Genomic DNA, 17,587 nt, shown 5'->3' on the forward strand with positions numbered 1-17,587 from the left:
GCTTTTTTCCAACTTTTCACTACTTTCACATCATGTCCGTAACATTATGCTTTGATTTTGGAAATACGCGTAAAAAAGCAGCAGTATTCAACAAGGGGGAAATCACCAGGGTACTAACACTGGAGGATGATGCACCGGCGACCGTCGAGTCCCTGGTGAGCACCTACAAACCCAAAAGGTCTATCTTGTCATCGGTTATTGATCACAACCAGGAGATTGAAGACGTATTGAAGAGAAATACGCGCTTTCACCTGCTGAATCATACTTCCAAATTGCCCATCACCACACCGGTCGGCAAACCGGAAACCATCGGGGCCGACCGGCTGGCTATCGCAGCTGGTGGCGTACACTTTTTCCCTGATAAAAATTTGTTGCTGATCGGACTCGGCACCTGCATTACCTTAAATTTTGTCAACAAGTATAAAGAATTCCTGGGCGGATCGATCTCTCCGGGCATTGAAATGAGGCTGAAATCGTTGCAACATTACACGGCAAAGCTTCCTTACACCCCCGCCAAGGCCGACGTACCACTGATCGGATACGACACGGATACCAATATATTATCGGGCGTGATCCTCGGAATGGCCTATGAAATTGATGGTTTTATAGATGCCTACCAGGCTAAATTTGACAACTTTAACGTGGTATTAACCGGCGGCGATACACAACATTTGGCATCACACATTAAAAACAGGATATTTGCCGACCCTGATTTAATATTTAAAGGTCTTTATGCGATTAGTGAAATTAACAATGCTTAGGAAGAGAGAACTAGCGGCTCCGTTAGCATTAACTATACCTTCTATCTTTTTATTCATCGGAGCATCAGCGCAGGATAATTCTCCCTACTCCCGCTATGGACTGGGCAATCAGGCACCTACCACCAATATCGCAAACAGGGGAATGGGGGGTGTCGCTGCGGCTTATAACGATCCTTACACGGTCAATTACGCCAACCCGGCGTCTTTTTCATTTTTCCCTTCATTCCAGGAACCCGGTTCGCGCAAACTGAATTCGGGACGCGTTGTTTTCAATATCGGAGCTGACGGGCAAGGCCGTACGCTGACAGATCAGTCTGCACAATCCAAGTTCACCTCTCCTAATTTACTGTTCAGCCACGTGATGGTGGGTCTTCCGCTCAGGAAGAACTGGGGCCTGGCGTTTGGCGTGAGACCACTGACGAGCATCAATTATAAGATACAATCAAACGGACCATTATACGATCCCAACAGCGGCAACCTGATCGATTCGGCGTCAACGCTGTATGAAGGGCAGGGCGGCGCCTACCTGGGATCTTTGGGAACAGCCGTAAAATTCAGAACCGGAAAATCCCAGTATTTAAGCCTGGGCGCAACTGCGGGGTATATGTTTGGTAGCCGCGATTACAATACGCGTTTGTCTTTATTCAACGATTCGACAAGATACGCCAGCGCTCACTACGAAGACAAGACCAACCTCGCGGATTTTTATTTTGATGCAGGATTGCAATATCATTTCAAAGCCAGCGAGAAGATCTACATGAGCATCGGCGCCTACGGTAACTGGCAGCAAACCATCAACACAAAAAGAAGCACCGTCGCACAAACATTTACCTACAGCCAGGAAACCGGATATTTCCCTATTGATACCGCTACTTATACCAGCGATACCAAAGGAAGCATTATCTACCCGGCAAGCATTACAGGAGGTTTCGCTATCCAGAAGATCGGCAACGCAGCACAGGATGAAGCCGGCTGGATGGTTGGCGCCGACTTTACGCGTAACAACTGGGACCAGTTTCGGGTAAACGGCATGCCCGATACCGCGGTGAGAAGCAACTGGCAAGCTAAAATTGGGGCAGAATTCCATCCGGCACCAAAAAACAATTATTTCAGCAGAACGTCTTACCGGATCGGATTTTTTACCGGCCCGGATTATATCTATACCCGCCAGACAAAGATCCCTGTCTTAGGTATCACCGCAGGATTGGGACTGCCTATTGCTAATTACAGCTTACAAAGCCGCAACCAGGCCAGCATGATCAACCTCAGTTTTGAATACATCAAGCGGGGCAATAACAGCAATATCATTCGTGAAAACCTGTACAGGCTGTCTGTTGGTTTTTCTCTTACCGACCTTTGGTTCGGCGGAAAAACCAAGTACTACGAAGATTAACACAGGCTATTGCTATCTTAGCGGTTCGATTGAATCTTTTTACTTTGAAGCACTTTTGGATTTTCATAACAGCAATCACCCTGCTCGCCTGCGAGAACAGCGAGAGTGAGATCAATGCATTTGGAAAACCAGCCGTGCAAAAAGACGTTGCAACAAAAGTAGAAAGCTTCTTATCCCAGGGAGGAAAAGTGAAAGCTAAACTGACTTCTCCTGTCATGGTCCGCGTTGTCAGACAACAGAATGTCGATACGCCCTATGTCGAGTTTCCGAAGACCCTGCATGTCGACTTTTACAATGATCAGAAAATTGTGGAAAGCAAGCTGGATGCGAAGTATGGAAAATATTTCGAATCGCTTGGAAAAGTATACCTGCGCGATAGTGTAAGAGTCGTTAGCATCAAGGGAGATACCTTAAACTGTGAAGACCTGTGGTGGGACCAGGAAAAAGAGTTGTTCTATACCGACAGGCCGGCTTTGCTTAAATCTCCTACCCGGCTAATTCCAGCTAAAAACGGGCTGGAGGCGACGCAGGATTTTAAGAAGATCACGTTTAGAGAAGCACAGCAGGGAAGGATTATTACAGAGGAAGGATTAGTTCCCGGCTCATCAGCACCGGCCGCCGCACCTGCAGACTCCACCCCTCCCGCTCAGTAATTAATTCCGCTCAAAAAAGTTTTGGTCAGGCTGAAATAGCACTAACTTAGCCTTGAGCGCTTTGCGCTGATCCGATTGCATCATCTGTTAACCCATCCATTATGTCTGTAACAAAAAAAACCGCTTTTATTACCGGCGCCAGTCGCGGCATCGGCAAGGCGATCGCTTTGCGCCTCGCCAGGGAAGGAGCGAATATTGTCGTGGCCGCAAAATCGGTCAGGGAAAATGAAAAGCTGGGAGGAACGATCTTTTCCGCGGCTGAAGAAATAGAAGCCGCCGGCGGTAAGGCATTGCCCATTCAGTGCGATGTAAGAGATGAAGAAATGATCCGCGCCGCAGTAGAGAAAGCAGTGGAAACCTTCGGTGGTATTGACATCGTGGTCAATAATGCTTCTGCGATTGCGCTTACCAAAACAGAAGAAACCAAAACCAGCCGGTTCGACCTGATGCATGACATTAACGTCAGGGGTACTTTCCTGGTTACAAAACACTGCCTGCCCTGGTTGTCCCGGTCTTCCCATGCGCACATACTCACTTTGTCGCCTCCGGTCAACCTGAATCCGCGCTGGCTGGGTGGTCATATCGCCTATACGATGAGCAAGTACAATATGACGATGATGGCCCTGGGCTGGGCTGAAGAATATAAAGACGTACCGATCGCATCCAACGCCTTGTGGCCCAAAACGACCATCGACACGGCCGCTGTAAGAAACCTGTTAGGCGGGGAAGCACTGGTAAACATGAGCCGGAAACCCGATATTATGGCCGATGCGGCTTTTCATATCCTGAAAGAATCACCAAAGGATTGCACCGGTCATGCCTTCCTGGATGAGGAAGTGCTTCAAAAAAATGGCATTTCCGACTTTAGCACCTATGCGGTGGTGCCGGGAGCAAAATTGTATACTGATCTGTTCCTCGATTAATGCATTTACATTTCCTTAAGAAAAACGGCCTGTTTTCAGAATAATTAGCTAAAGAAACGTCCATTTGTCGGTTTTGTATACTTTTTGTATATTATAAGAAAAACAAATCTTATGGATAAAATGGAAAAACTAGAGGCGATGAACAAGATTCTGAGAGAATTGGAAGACCTCAAAAACAGTGAAACTTCTGTTCTGAAAAAAGTGGCACAAATCGAAGCGGAAAATATCAACCTGGGAATCGGGCTCCTGGATAAGACTCTACCCGACATCCACGAATATTCCGATAAATCTGTGGAAGCGATCGATAGTTTACTAAATGAGTTTACGGAACACAGAGACAAGTTTGTAAAAGATAATAATCTAGCTCCGGCCGAAGACGAAGCCGGCTCATAATCATTTTACTAAGGATGAAGAAGTGCCCGCGACAATCGTTGCGGGCACTTCTTTTATTCGGATATGGGATTTTCTTCTTCCGCTTGCGTGCTGCTTCTGACCGCTTCTTCGTAGAGATAATCTTTACGCTTTAATTCAAAGTTCCGACCGAGGTACAGTTTCCTCACCTGCTCATTCGCCGCCAATTCTTCTGCAGTACCGTTTTCAAATATCTTCCCGTCGATCAGCAAATAAGCCCTGTCACAGATAGAAAGCGTTTCGTTAACATTATGGTCCGTGATCAGGATGCCGATGTTTTTAAATTTCAACTTCGCTACAATACCCTGAATATCTTCCACGGCGATAGGGTCAATCCCTGCAAAAGGTTCGTCCAGCAAAATAAACTTCGGATTCACCGCCAGCGCCCGCGCAATCTCTGTGCGACGCCGCTCGCCCCCGCTAAGCACGTCACCGTTGCTTTTCCGGACGTGACCCAATCGGAACTCCGCCAGTAGCGATTCCAGCTTAGCTTTTTGTTCTTCTTTATTGAGCTTGGTCATTTCCAGAACAGCAGAAATATTATCTTCCACGCTCAACTTCCTGAAAACGGAAGCCTCCTGCGGCAGATAGCCGATTCCCATCTGCGCCCGTTTGTACATCGGCAGCTTGGTAATGTCCTGGTCATTAAGAAATACATTTCCCTCATCTGGCTTAATCAGTCCTACCACCTGGTAGAATGACGTGGTTTTACCAGCTCCGTTGGGGCCCAACAGTCCGACAATCTCGCCCTGGTGCACCTCAAAAGAAACGTGGTTCACCACCGTGCGCTGCCCGTAACGTTTCACCAGGTTCTGTGTTGTGATCTTCATTTGCATGGTACGCAAAAGTAGTGTGCTATTCTGATAATAGCACTATGTATATCTGTTAAAAAAGAAAGGAAATCACCCGTGTTACTGCGCCTGCAGTATTTCTTCCACATATTTTCTTTCGTTGCTGAGGCGGGGCACTTTATGTTGACCACCCAGTTTTCCCCGCTGCTGGAGCCACTTGTGGAAGCTGCCCTTAGGCATATTATGAACGCGTGGCAGACTTAATGCTATGTTTTTATAACGTTTCGCCTCGTAGTCGCTGTTAATGCTTTGCAGCGCCGCATCCAGCGCTTCGGTGAATGCTTCGAGACTGTCTGGCTGTTTGTCAAATTCAATCAGCCATTCATGCGCGCCGTTTTCATGCTGCGAAAAATATATGGGCGCAGCCGTATAGTCCGCAACCACCGCACCTGTTTTCTGACAGGCAGCGCTAATCGCCCTGTCGCTGTTATCGACAATGACTTCTTCCCCGAACGCATTGATATAATGCTTAACGCGCCCGCTTACGAGTATTTTATAGGGATCTTTTGAAACAAAACGAATCGTATCGCCAAGCAGGTAGCGCCAAAGCCCGCCATTGGTGCTGATCACAAGCGCGTAGTTGGTATCCAGCTCCACATCCTTCAGGCCAATAGTTTGCGGATCGCTCTTGCCATACTCACCCATCGGCATGAACTCGAGGAAAATACCATGGTCTGTAAAGAGCAACATGCCGTCGTCGCCAGGTAGCGCATGCGCTGCAAAAAAACCTTCGCTGGCGTTGTACGTTTCCAGGTAGTTGATTGGCTTGCCAATGATCTGATGGAACTGTTCGCGGTAGGGCGTGAAGGAAACGCCACCATGCATGTACAGCTCCAGGTCGGGCCATATTTCAGCAATGGTCTGTTTACCCGTCAGCTCCAGCAGTCTTTTAAAAAGAATCAATGTCCAGGTAGGCACACCGCTGATGGAAGTGACGTTTTCGCGCACCGTTTGTAATGCCATTTTTTCCAGCTTGTCTTCCCACTTATCCATCAAAGCAATCTCCAGATCCGGGGTGCGGAGCCAGTGCCCCCAAAAAGGACTGTTCTGCAAAAGTACCGCACTCAAATCCCCATACTGCGCTTCATTGTTCACCGGGTTGATCGTATGGCTACCGCCCAGCACCAGCCCCTTCCCTGTAAGCATCGTGCTTTCCGGATTGTGGGTATAATACATGGTAAGCACATCTTTAGCCGCCTTATAATGGCAGTCTTCCAGGCTTTCTTCGCTGATCGGAATAAATTTGCTTTTATCGCTTGTGGTTCCGGAGCTTTTCGCAAACCAGTAAATCGGACTATTCCATAGCAGGTTCTGCTCCCCCGCCATCATTCGTTCGATGTAGGGTTTCAGGTCATCATATTCACAGATCGGAACCGCCTTTTTAAAATCGCGGATATTATAGATGTTGGTAAAGCTGTGCTTGCGGCCAAACTCTGTGTACTGAGCAGAGGTGACAAGATTTTGAATCACCTCCCTTTGGGAATCCAAAGGATGGCCTCGCCAGGCTTCAATTCGCCATTGACGCATGCGTGCTAACGATGATATGGCAGGACTTAATAAAGCCATTGTAACGATCACAATATTAATACAATTGGATCAGAAAGTGTTTACATGGTAAACACTGTTTACCATTAAATGACTTGGCCCTGCGAATTCCTCATGCATAACGTTGATTTTTCTCGTGCTTCGATATCCTTCACTACTGATTCGCCTGGTACAAACAAAACTTAACAATAATAAAACGTAAACACCCGAAATTATTCAATATTTATTTTTTGTTTTGTTTATTCGAATTAGTATTATATTTGATTTCACAATATTTCGTTTTATTAAAATCGAAACCTAGCGATGCAGAAAATATTTGACCGGGAAGCAGCATTGAACAGCATAAAACAACAACAGACCTGGGACGTCCTTGTCATTGGCGGCGGCGCTACAGGCCTCGGTGTTGCGCTAGACGCTGTATCCCGTGGATATAAAACCCTGTTGGTAGAACAAGCTGATTTTGCCAAGGGCACTTCCAGCCGCAGCACGAAGCTGGTGCATGGCGGCGTCAGATACCTGGCCCAGGGTGATATCAAGCTTGTAAGAGAAGCTTGTATCGAAAGGGGCTTATTACAAAAGAATGCACCCCACCTCGTGAAGAACCAAACCTTCATGATTCCCGTGTACAACTTCTGGGATAAGATCAAGTACACGGTCGGACTAAAGTTATATGACTGGATCGCCGGCAGGCTTTCACTGGGCAGGTCTGTTCTCGTTTCAAAGGAAGACGCGCTTCAACAGTTGCCCGGCATCAAAAGCAAGGGATTACTCGGTGGCGTACTCTATCACGACGGCCAGTTCGACGATTCAAGACTGGCGATCAACCTGGCCCAGACCATTGTCGAAAACGGGGGAACCGTACTCAACTATGCCGAAGTGATCTCTTTGCTCAAGAGCGCAAACGGTCAGCTCAATGGCGCCGTGATCAGAGACCAGGAAGACGGGACTGAACACAGGATTAGTGCCAAAGCTATCGTTAATGCTACCGGCGTATTTGTGGATAGCATTTTGAAAATGGACCAGGCGGACGCTGGACAAACAGTCGTGGCGAGCCAGGGGATCCACGTGGTGGTTGACAGAAGTTTTTTCGCGTCGCAACATGCACTTATGATCCCTGAAACCAGCGACGGCCGCGTACTCTTCGCAGTTCCCTGGCATAACGAAGTGGTCATCGGCACCACAGACACGCCGGTAGGCGAACCCAGCATGGAACCCAGGGCCTTGGAAAAAGAAATAGAATTTGTCCTGAAAACAGCTTCAGGCTATCTCGATAAAGCACCCACCCGGAAAGATGTGTTAAGTGTATTTGCAGGTCTCCGGCCGTTGGCGGCTCCAGAGAAAGGATCACAAAAAACAAAAGAAATATCGCGCAGCCATAAGATCATCACTTCACCTACCCACCTGTTTACCATTATCGGAGGCAAATGGACCACGTTCCGGAAGATGGGGGAAGACATGGTGGATGCCATTGAACAGCAATTGAACTGGCCTTCTAAAAAAACGCATACCGAAACTAAGCGGATACATGGCTTCAGCGAAGCGATCAACTGGGACGATCCGTTTTATTTCTATGGAAGCGATGCCCCGCTTCTACGGAAAAGGATCAACGGAACAGCTGAGCAATGGTTAAGTGAAAGTCTCCGCATCCATGAAATGCAGGTGCGGTGGGCGGTGCAGCACGAAATGGCGCGTACACCCGAAGATGTTCTTGCCCGTCGGACAAGGGCGTTGCTGCTTGATGCCCGCGAAAGCGTGAGGATCTGCCCGGAAGTGGCGCGTATTATGGCCGAAGAATTAAACAGAAACAACGATTGGATTCAACAACAGATCGACGATTATACTAAGCTTGCCCAACAATATCAGATTGCCTGAAAGTGCCGCCGGCGTTGACTTTTACAAAATCGGCATTGGATATTATTTTATCATTATCAATTTTTGAACAAATTATTACTATTCGTCTTGCCCGTGCATTTGAACAACTATTAACACTTCTTTTGCAAACCAAAAAATAAGCTTTCAATGGCCTCTTTAAACAAATTATTATCTTTTTGTAAAGGAAAATGGGTGCTTACTGCCGTTTTTCTTTTAAGTGCTATGTTCACGATGGCACAGCAACGAACCATCACCGGGACAGTCCGGAACGCTAAAGACAAAACCCCGATCGCACTGATCAGTGTCCAGGTGGAAGCCAGTTCCCGCGGCGCTATGACGAATGATCGGGGCGTGTACTCGATCGTTGCGAGTACGGGCGAGACCCTTACTTTTTCGGGCGTTGGTTTTTCCACCAAACAAATCATTCTTGACGACCGCTCTACCCTCGACGTAGAACTGGAGCAGGGCGAAGGAGAACTGGAAAATGTAGTAGTAACCGCGCTGGGTATCAAGAAAGATGAAAAAGCATTGGGATATGCTGCCACAACTTTAAAAAACGAAGCCCTCACAGATGCCGTTTCGGGCAACTGGACGGACGCTTTATCCGGTAAGGTAGCCGGCCTTAACCTCATCCGGTCTGGCGCTGGCCCGACAGGATCCAACAAGATCATCCTTCGCGGGGAGAACAACCTTACCGGGGAGAACGAAGCGTTGGTAGTAGTAGATGGCGTTGTGATCAACAACGGAAGCGCCAGGCGCACTGCAAACGGAAGTGAAGATATTTATGGCACGGGGAGTGACAACATGCCCGCGGATTATGGTAGTGGCTTAAATGATATCAACCCGGAAGACATCGAATCGGTGACTGTATTGAAAGGCCCGGGCGCCGCCGCATTATACGGTCAGCGCGGTGCCAATGGTGCCATCATTATCACTACGAAAGCTTCGAAGCGCAAAAAGAACGGGATGAGTATCACGCTCAATTCCAATTATAACCAGGAAAGTGTCAACAGGTGGCCCGATATGCAATTTGAATATGGCCAGGGGCTGGATGGAGCATCGCATTATTCCTACGGCGCTTCAGAAGATGGTCCCAACACAGGTAGTACCAGCTCGGCCTACGGTCCGCGCTTTGAAGGTCAATATTTCTATCAATACAACCCGGTGACGCAAATGGTAGATTCTGTCAGAACTCCGTGGGTGCCTTATACTAACAAACTGCGGAATTATTTCGAAACCGGTCATACGTATAACAACTCTATTTCGCTCGATGCGAAGGTGAACAAGACGAACATGAGGTTCTCTTATACCAACGTTCAAAATACCTGGATCACCCCTAATACCGGCTATCGACGCAACACCGCGGCCTTCTCATTGAATTCTAAGGTAACCGACAAACTTACGGTGGCGACCAAAATAAATTATACCAATAAATACAGTGATAACCTGCCGGGCGCCGGTTACGGAAACCAATCACTCATGTACTGGTTTATTTTCTGGCAGCCTAATGCTGACCTGGATTGGTTAAGGAACTACTGGTCTTACCGTAATGCGGCAGGAGAACCGGTTCCTCCTGGCTATGCCATCGAATACCCTTATAGTTCTTATCCTGAAAATCCGTATGCGATCGCTTACGAATTCTTAAACCGTTCGAACAGAAATGGTATCACGGGTAACGTACAAGCGACTTATGCTTTTTCAAAGAACTTAAGCCTCATGGTGCGTACTTCATTGGACTGGGCCGAAGAGCATCGCGCGCAAAAGCGCCCGTATGACGCGGGCTCCAAGTTCAGGACCGGAAGTTTCAGAACACAAGACATCAGTTCGCAGGAAGCCACTACAGACTTTTTGCTGAAGTATGATAAAACTGTGAATTCCAATTGGAGCATCTCGGCAACAGCAGGAGGAAGTACTTTAACGAACACTTACGATCGCGTTGAATTGAGAGCAGACTCGCTGAAAGTGCCTAATGGCTATTACTTTGATAACGCCCGTGGCGAGGTATTGAGAATTCCATGGAGAAGTAAATATGTGATCAATAGCTTTTATGGCGTATTGAACGCAGCCTATAAAGATTACCTGTTTTTTGATCTGTCTGCAAGGCAGGACTGGAACAGCGTACTGGCCTCTCCTTACAGAACCAGCGGCAGCGGCTTCTTCTACCCCGCGCTTAATACCAGCTTCGTTATTTCTGATGCATACAAGATGCCTCAGGCTATTGACTTTGCCAAGCTGAGATTATCACTGTCAAGCGTGGGTAGCGGCTCTACGACGCCCTATCGCACATCCTACAACTACGAGATAGCGAGTGTGATTTTTGACAGCGCTTATCAAAACCCTTCCACCCTGGCTAACCCGAACCTGAAGCCCCTGCGCACGCTGACCGCAGAGATTGGTGGTAATATTAAATTATTGAAGAACCGGATTGACCTGGACGTCGCCTACTATTACGGAACTACGAAGAACCAGATACTGGATCGCGTAGTGGATTATGCGTCCGGTTATGCACGCCAGGTGATCAACGCGGGAACGGTTAGAAACAGTGGCTTTGAGGTTTCTCTCAATACGACCAACGTAAAAGTGGGCGATTTCACCTGGAAATCGGGTATCATCTTCTCGACCAACAAGAATAAGATCATGAGCATGCCGGATACTTCTGTGGTACTGCAGGTAGGACGCGTAGGCGGTGGTCAGATCGTAGCCAAAGTAGGCGGCAGTATGGGCGACCTGTATGGCCGCGGCTATGTGAGATCTCCGGACGGACAAATCGTATACGACCCTGTTACCGGCTTTGCACAGATCACACAGGAGGTGGTATACATAGGCAACACGATCCCTAAAGGTAAAGTCGCATTCTCCAACACCTTTAGCTACAGAGGCTTCCGGTTCAGCGCTCTTTTCGACGCACAGTACGGTGCTAAGGCACACTCACTGATGCATTATAAAATGGCGGAGCAGGGCAAGCTTACCGTGACATTACCCGGAAGGTACAACGGTATCATCGGGAATGGCGTGGTGCAAAACCCTGACGGAAGCTATCGCCAGAATGATGTGCTTGCGACGGACATTGATGAATATTACCGCTCTCATTTCGGGATAGACAATGCGGAAGGCTCTACCTTCAGCACAGATTTCATTAAGTTCAGAGAAGCCCGCCTGGACTACTCCCTGCCCAAAAAGATCTTGTCCAAATGGGGCATTGAACAAGCGGTTATCGGGTTGTATGGAAGAGACCTTTTCATATGGAGTCCCTGGCCGATGTTTGATCCCGAGTTCGGCACACTGTCCGGAAGCGACATTGTCCGCGGTTTCGAAACGGCGCAGTTTCCTTCTACCCGCAGCATGGGCGTCAACCTCAAACTCGGTTTTTAACACGCTTAACCGTTCTACATTCAACATATAAAAATGAAAAGGATGCAAAAGATATTACACACGCTGATGTTCATCATTCCTCTGGTCACTATGTTGTCCTGCACCAGGAACTTTGATGAAATCAATACGAATCCCAACAATATTGATGTCGTGGCGCCGAAGCAATTATTGGCCCCGGCTATGGTAGGCATGATGTCTACTACCATGACGCGGAACCGGAACTTTAATAACGAGCTGATGCAGGTAACCGTGAACGTCAGCGATGCAGAAGGACAGGTTCACCGCTATGATTTCAGATCGAACTGGGCCGACTACATGTACAATAACCTGTACCTGTCGCTCACAGATATTAAGGACGTGTATCGCATTGCCGCCAGCGATTCGCTGGGATTCAGAAACGACAGCTATGCGGGCATTTCTTTGATCCTGCAATCAAGGATCTACTCCATTCTGACAGACACTTATGGCGACCTGCCCTTTTCCCAATCCAATAGCGGAAGGGCCGAATACGGCGATATCATCGAACCCGCATTTGAAGAGCAAAGAGATATTTATCAAGGTATTTTTGAAATGCTGGAAGAAGCCAACACGCGGCTGGCGAACGGTATTCCCATCGACGTGGAAGCAGATCCTGTTTACAACGGCAATGTGGACGGCTGGAGAAAATTCGGAAATTCTCTCTACCTGAGGCTGCTGATGAGAGTTTCCGGAAAACAGGAAGTAGCCGCCGCCACACAAGCTAAAATCAAAGAAATTGTTGAAAACCCTGACAAGTACCCGGTGATGACCAACAACGCGGAGTCGGCTATTTTAAGATGGACAGGTACCGGTGCTTATATCTCTCCTTTTGCCAATACCCGGGAACAGGATTTCAGGGCGCCTGGCATTGCTAATTTCTTTATTGATAATTTAACGGGCTGGAACGATCCGCGCATCAATACAACGGATTATGGAAGAAGCGGTATCAATCGATTTGCCATTGCCCCGTCGCAAGGCCAGTTTGCCGGAATGCCCAGCGGATATGCTCCCGGCACCAACCCGGTTAAAAGATCTTATTTCTATTCCAGCACTTCGGCATACAGTATGCAGACGGAGCCACTGACGGGGATGATGATGAACTATGGTGAGCTGCAGTTCATTCTGGCTGAAGCAGCCCTCAGAGGATGGATCACCGGAAGCCCGGAAGCCTATTATAATAAAGGCGTTGAAGCGAGCATTAAACTTTGGGTGCCCAACTGGAATGAGTCAGTAGTTAAATACCTGACCGATGCAGACATGAACTGGGTGGAGAGTCAGACTTTTGATGAAAAGATGGAGAAGATATTTCTTCATAAATATTATGCCCTCTTTGTTGTGGATCTACAGCAATGGTTTGAATACCGCCGTACAGGAAAACCCACGCTCACCATCGGCGAAGGCGTAAGAAACAACGGGGAAATGCCTGCAAGAATGACTTACCCGGTTTACGTGCAATCTACCAATCCGACCAATTACAAGATCGCGGTAGGCAGGCAGGGCGCTGATGTGATTTCAACTAAAGTATGGTGGCAGAAACCGTAACTGAAAACCCTCTGTTCATAAAGAAAACTTTGAGTTCGATTAAAATGAATAAAGCGCATGGATAAACAGGATGACAGCGTCCATGAATGAGCTTTACACGGATCGACAAAAAAATAGCGGCGAAGCCGCAAACTAAAAACATACACGATGAAACGTCTTTTTATTTACAGCCTGCTTGTTATAAGCATCTGCTATATTTCGTCCTGCCAAAAAGCAGTCGATGCGCTGCAAGGCGATTATGGAAATTATCCCGGCGGGACCATCAGTCCTTATATTTCGCTTTTTGATATAAGGAATCTATATAAGGGACAAGATGTGACGCTGAGCGAAGAAAACATGTTAGGATCCGCCAACATCGCGGCCCTGGTGGTTTCTGATCATTCGGGAAAAAACCTGCCTGAAGGATTGCTCGTCGTGCAGGATCGCCGAAGGCTGACACAGCTCCGCGGTATATCCATTGCCTTGGGCGCGGATGCAGCCTCCTATGCCCCCGGAGACTCTGTCATTATCGACGTTCGCGGCGGTGTGTTAAAAAGGATTGATGGTATCCTGCAACTGACAGGCATCACCAAGGACAAAATCACGAAGGTCTCTTCCGGAAATGCGATACCGCTCAACCGGGTAAGATCGAGCGAAATCCTGGCCGATCCCGACAAGTTCGAAAGTGTGTTTTCTGTCATTGTGAAGGGAGGCTTTGTGCCACTGCCTACTGAGGGAGAAATTTTAAGGGGAGATAAGGCATTGAATGATGGTTTTGGCAATATCACCTTACACACAGAAAACGATGCAACGTTTGCCAACATTGAGTTGCTGGGCCTGGCCAACTACTACGGGATCTCTTTCAACAGGCAGGTAACCGCAGATTCAGTAGCGCCGGAGTTTAGGGTCAGAAATGAAGATGATATCGTGTTGCTAAGCTCTACGGTTGTTATTACTCCGATTGTTATTGCCGGGTTTATGAGCGATGTAAAAGGCGGTGATGGTAACTATGAGTATATTCAATTGTTAGCCACCAGGGATATCGATTTCGCGGCAACGCCTTTTTCAGTGGTGGTTTGTAACAATGCCGGTACGGCACAGGCATCAAAAGGTTGGGCAACCGGGGTTGTTGGCACCGTGTACCGTTCATTCAAATTTAACCTCACTTCAGGCTTTGCTGCAAAGGGCACTTACTTTTATGTAGGGGGTGCCGGTAAACGAATTAACGGTGCGAACTCTACAAGCATGGCGTCTCTTAACTGGATCCGCAGCTTTAACTACACGACAACTGAGGGTGATGGTTTCGGACCCATGACCGGCGGGCTCTTTGCCAATAGTGGTAATGCGTCTGGTGTCGCTGTATTCAGAGGCACTGATGTAACGCTGGCTTCTGAGCCGATTGATGTGATCATGGTTGATGCAGGCGGTTCTGTGCTGGACGGCAGCAAGCCTCCTAAATGGGGCTACCGCCTTACGAATACAGACTGGTACGATAAAAAGAACCCTATCACACTGGAAGATCAGCCATTCTTCGATATGGGCACCAACAAGTTGAGCCTGTTGTACAATCCAAGTGATCAGGGCTATTACAATATTTTAGGAGGTGTTTATAATACGACTCTGGGACGCTGGACGACGGCAAGATCTCAGATCAATATGATCCTCGAAAAAACCTCTCCTGTTGATACCATTCAAGGAAGCCTCGCTACCCGCCTGGCTGAATGATAAATGTTTGATCAATGCGTCATTGGATCCTTCTTGCTTCTATAAGCTGTTGTGCAGTGAGCCTACCGGCTGCTGCACAACAGCATTTTGATACACAGGCTCACCGCGGCGGACGCGGATTAATGCCGGAAAACACGATACCCGCGATGATCGATGCGATCGATCGGGGTGTTACAACGCTGGAGATGGACCTGCAGCTGAGCAGGGATGGCAAAATCGTGGTTTCGCATGACCCCACATTCAACGCCAACTTTGTGACGAACCCGCAGGGAGATACGCTCACGAAAGCGGCAGCCAGGAAGATCATCCTTCACCAATTGGACTACGACTCCATTGCTACATACGATGTAGGGCTGAAGTTTAATCCGGAGTTTCCGCGCCAGAAAAAACTACAGGCGGTCAAGCCGTTGTTGTCTGTTTTGCTGGACAGCACAGAAGCCTACGCGAAGCAAACGGGGAAGTCAGTAGGATATAATATTGAGATCAAATCAAAGCCTTCAGGCGACGGCATTTTTTACCCCGACCTGGAAACTTTCATTGCACGCGCGATCGAGGTCATTGAACAAAAAAACATCAAGGCTAAAATAGTGATACAGAGCTTTGATCCCCGGGCATTGCAGGTGATGCACCAAACCTATCCTGGTTACGCGCTCTCTTACCTGATCGATGCCAAAGAAAAAAGAAGCGTTGCGGAATTAGTCGGATCGTTAGGCTTTACTCCTGAGATCCTGAGCCCGCAAAGCAACATAGTGACACAAAAGATGATCCGGGAATGCCACGGAAATCATATGAAAATTATTCCGTGGACCGTGAATGACCTGGGTGAGATGAGGAGATTGAAAAGCCTGGGAGTAGATGGTATCATTACCGATTATCCGGATTTGTTTTCTCAGCTGTAAGCTTTATCTTAGGCTGTTAAACGTCAGGCCTGAAGCGATAATAGCCCTGTAAATTCATTGCACCAGGCGAACGGTGCATGGTGACTGTTGAAAAATTATTTGTTTTATAAAATAGCCCGTTACAACAGGGCACTAAACGATTTGCTATGTCAAAGTATATCCTGTCATTTGATGCCGGCACCACCAGCTCCCGTGCGATTGTTTTTGATAAAAAAGGAAACATCATTGCTACGGCTCAAAAAGAATTCGAACAAATATTTCCCCAACCTGGCTGGGTAGAACACGATGCCAATGAAATATGGAGCACGCAGATCGGTGTGGCAGCCGAAGCAGTGATTAAAGCGGGTATTACAGCTGCTGACATTGCGGCTATCGGGATCACCAATCAACGCGAAACCGTAGTGATGTGGGACCGGAAAACATCGCAGCCTGTCGGCAACGCGATCGTCTGGCAGGACCGCCGTACCAGCGACTATTGTGACGAACTGAAAAAAGACGGGACGGCCGCGATCATTAAAGAAAAAACCGGTCTGGTTACCGATGCCTATTTCTCAGGCACGAAGATCAAATGGATATTGGATAACGTAGAAGGCGCCCGGCAAAAGGCAGAAAATGGCGAGCTGTGCTTTGGGACGGTGGATAGCTGGCTGGTTTGGAAACTGACCAACGGCAAAGTGCACGTGACCGACGTCAGCAACGCTTCGAGAACCATGCTCTTCAATATCCATAAGCTCGAATGGGACGACGAACTGCTGCAGAAAATGAATATTCCGAAAAGCATCCTGCCTGAAGTGCGCTCCAGCAGCGAGGTCTATGGCCATACACAGCATTTGCTTACTACTACAGAAATTCCTGTTGCCGGTATCGCCGGCGACCAGCAGGCTGCCCTGTTTGGACAGATGTGTACCCATGAAGGCATGGTCAAGAACACTTACGGAACCGGCTGCTTTATGTTGATGAATACGGGCACGAAGCCGGTGAGCTCTGAAAATAACCTGCTTACTACGATTGCATGGAAGATTAAGGGTGAAGTGCAGTATGCCCTCGAAGGAAGCGTATTCATCGCCGGAGCTGTTGTGCAATGGTTGCGGGACGGGTTGAAGGTGATCCAGAAATCAGGGGATGTCGAAGCGCTGACAGCAACAGAAAAAGACAACGGCGGCGTGTATATGGTGCCCGCTTTTACAGGTCTGGGAGCGCCTTACTGGAACCAGCATGCGCGGGGCATCATTGTAGGACTGACGAGAGGCTCCAGCGACGGCCATATTGCCAGAGCGGCCGTGGAAAGTATTGCTTACCAGACAATGGATGTTTTAAAAGCTATGGAAGCAGATGCAGGCATTACCATCAAGGAAGTACGGGTAGACGGCGGCGCCACGATCAACGATTACCTGATGCAGTTTCAGGCCAACCTGTTGGACACAGTGGTTGTCAGGCCTACGGTTACTGAAACAACCGCCCTTGGCGCGGCATACCTGGCAGGCATTGCGGTTGGATTCTGGAAAGACGTCGATGAAGTGCAGGCTTATTGGGCTAAAGAAAAATCTTTCGAGCCGTATATGAATGATGATGTGCGTGCTTCTTTACAAAAAGAATGGAAAAGAGCGGTTAAAGCTGCGCAGGCCTGGTCAGAAGAATAACTT

13 protein-coding genes are annotated in these 17,587 nt (G+C 48.1%); 11 read left to right on the forward strand and 2 right to left on the reverse strand.

Annotation, left to right across the window (positions count from 1 at the left end; genetic code table 11):
• The first annotated feature begins 32 nt into the window (after positions 1 to 32).
• From ACU37H_RS10235 to ACU37H_RS10255, 5 genes are all read left to right on the forward strand, one after another.
• On the forward strand, positions 33 to 761 hold the full coding sequence (locus ACU37H_RS10235) for a type III pantothenate kinase (protein ID WP_472701618.1): 729 nt from the start codon (positions 33 to 35) through the stop codon (positions 759 to 761).
• The gene (gene bamG / locus ACU37H_RS10240) at positions 754 to 2,154 is read left to right on the forward strand and encodes a BamG family beta-barrel-assembly machinery protein (protein WP_472701617.1); all 1,401 of its coding nucleotides are present in this window, start codon (positions 754 to 756) and stop codon (positions 2,152 to 2,154) included. Before ACU37H_RS10235 ends, bamG begins: the two co-directional genes overlap by 8 nt.
• 44 nt (positions 2,155 to 2,198) lie before the next feature.
• The gene (lptC, locus tag ACU37H_RS10245; RefSeq protein WP_472701616.1) at positions 2,199 to 2,807 is read left to right on the forward strand and encodes an LPS export ABC transporter periplasmic protein LptC; all 609 of its coding nucleotides are present in this window, start codon (positions 2,199 to 2,201) and stop codon (positions 2,805 to 2,807) included.
• A 101-nt stretch (positions 2,808 to 2,908) separates the two neighbouring features.
• On the forward strand, positions 2,909 to 3,730 hold the full coding sequence (locus ACU37H_RS10250; protein WP_472701615.1) for an SDR family oxidoreductase: 822 nt from the start codon (positions 2,909 to 2,911) through the stop codon (positions 3,728 to 3,730).
• Positions 3,731 to 3,868: 138 nt separating this feature from the next.
• Positions 3,869 to 4,123: a hypothetical protein gene (locus ACU37H_RS10255; protein WP_472701614.1), complete on the forward strand. Its 255-nt coding sequence runs from the start codon at positions 3,869 to 3,871 to the stop codon at positions 4,121 to 4,123.
• A 53-nt stretch (positions 4,124 to 4,176) separates the two neighbouring features.
• Here the strand turns inward: ACU37H_RS10255 and lptB are convergent, their stop codons facing one another.
• A complete protein-coding gene (gene lptB, locus ACU37H_RS10260; RefSeq protein WP_472701613.1) occupies positions 4,177 to 4,971 on the reverse strand; it encodes an LPS export ABC transporter ATP-binding protein in 795 nt (264 codons plus the stop codon).
• 81 nt (positions 4,972 to 5,052) lie between these two features.
• Positions 5,053 to 6,558, reverse strand: coding sequence for a GH3 auxin-responsive promoter family protein (locus tag ACU37H_RS10265; protein ID WP_472701612.1), 1,506 nt, complete (start codon positions 6,556 to 6,558; stop codon positions 5,053 to 5,055).
• Between the two features lie 282 nt (positions 6,559 to 6,840).
• On the opposite strand from ACU37H_RS10265, the gene ACU37H_RS10270 reads away from it, so the two are divergent.
• The 6 genes from ACU37H_RS10270 to glpK all read left to right on the forward strand — a co-directional run bounded on the left by ACU37H_RS10270 (position 6,841) and on the right by glpK (position 17,584).
• A complete protein-coding gene (locus ACU37H_RS10270; RefSeq protein WP_472701611.1) occupies positions 6,841 to 8,409 on the forward strand; it encodes a glycerol-3-phosphate dehydrogenase/oxidase in 1,569 nt (522 codons plus the stop codon).
• A 147-nt stretch (positions 8,410 to 8,556) separates the two neighbouring features.
• Positions 8,557 to 11,781, forward strand: coding sequence for a SusC/RagA family TonB-linked outer membrane protein (locus ACU37H_RS10275; RefSeq protein ID WP_472701610.1), 3,225 nt, complete (start codon positions 8,557 to 8,559; stop codon positions 11,779 to 11,781).
• A gap of 42 nt (positions 11,782 to 11,823) precedes the next feature.
• Entirely contained in the window at positions 11,824 to 13,341 is a 1,518-nt protein-coding gene (locus ACU37H_RS10280) for a SusD/RagB family nutrient-binding outer membrane lipoprotein (protein ID WP_472701609.1), read from the forward strand.
• Between the two features lie 147 nt (positions 13,342 to 13,488).
• Complete coding sequence (locus tag ACU37H_RS10285; RefSeq protein WP_472701608.1) at positions 13,489 to 15,045, forward strand: DUF5689 domain-containing protein; 1,557 nt, start codon at positions 13,489 to 13,491, stop codon at positions 15,043 to 15,045.
• A 14-nt stretch (positions 15,046 to 15,059) separates the two neighbouring features.
• Positions 15,060 to 15,944 (forward strand): glycerophosphodiester phosphodiesterase family protein, encoded by an 885-nt coding sequence (locus ACU37H_RS10290; protein WP_472701607.1) that lies wholly within the window; start codon positions 15,060 to 15,062, stop codon positions 15,942 to 15,944.
• A gap of 146 nt (positions 15,945 to 16,090) precedes the next feature.
• Positions 16,091 to 17,584 carry a glycerol kinase GlpK gene (gene glpK, locus ACU37H_RS10295; RefSeq protein WP_472701606.1) on the forward strand — a complete coding sequence of 498 codons (1,494 nt, stop codon included), beginning with the start codon at positions 16,091 to 16,093 and terminating at the stop codon, positions 17,582 to 17,584.
• The last annotated feature ends 3 nt before the right edge of the window (positions 17,585 to 17,587 follow it).

It is taken from the genome of Niabella sp. ZPM-14 (assembly GCF_055693045.2).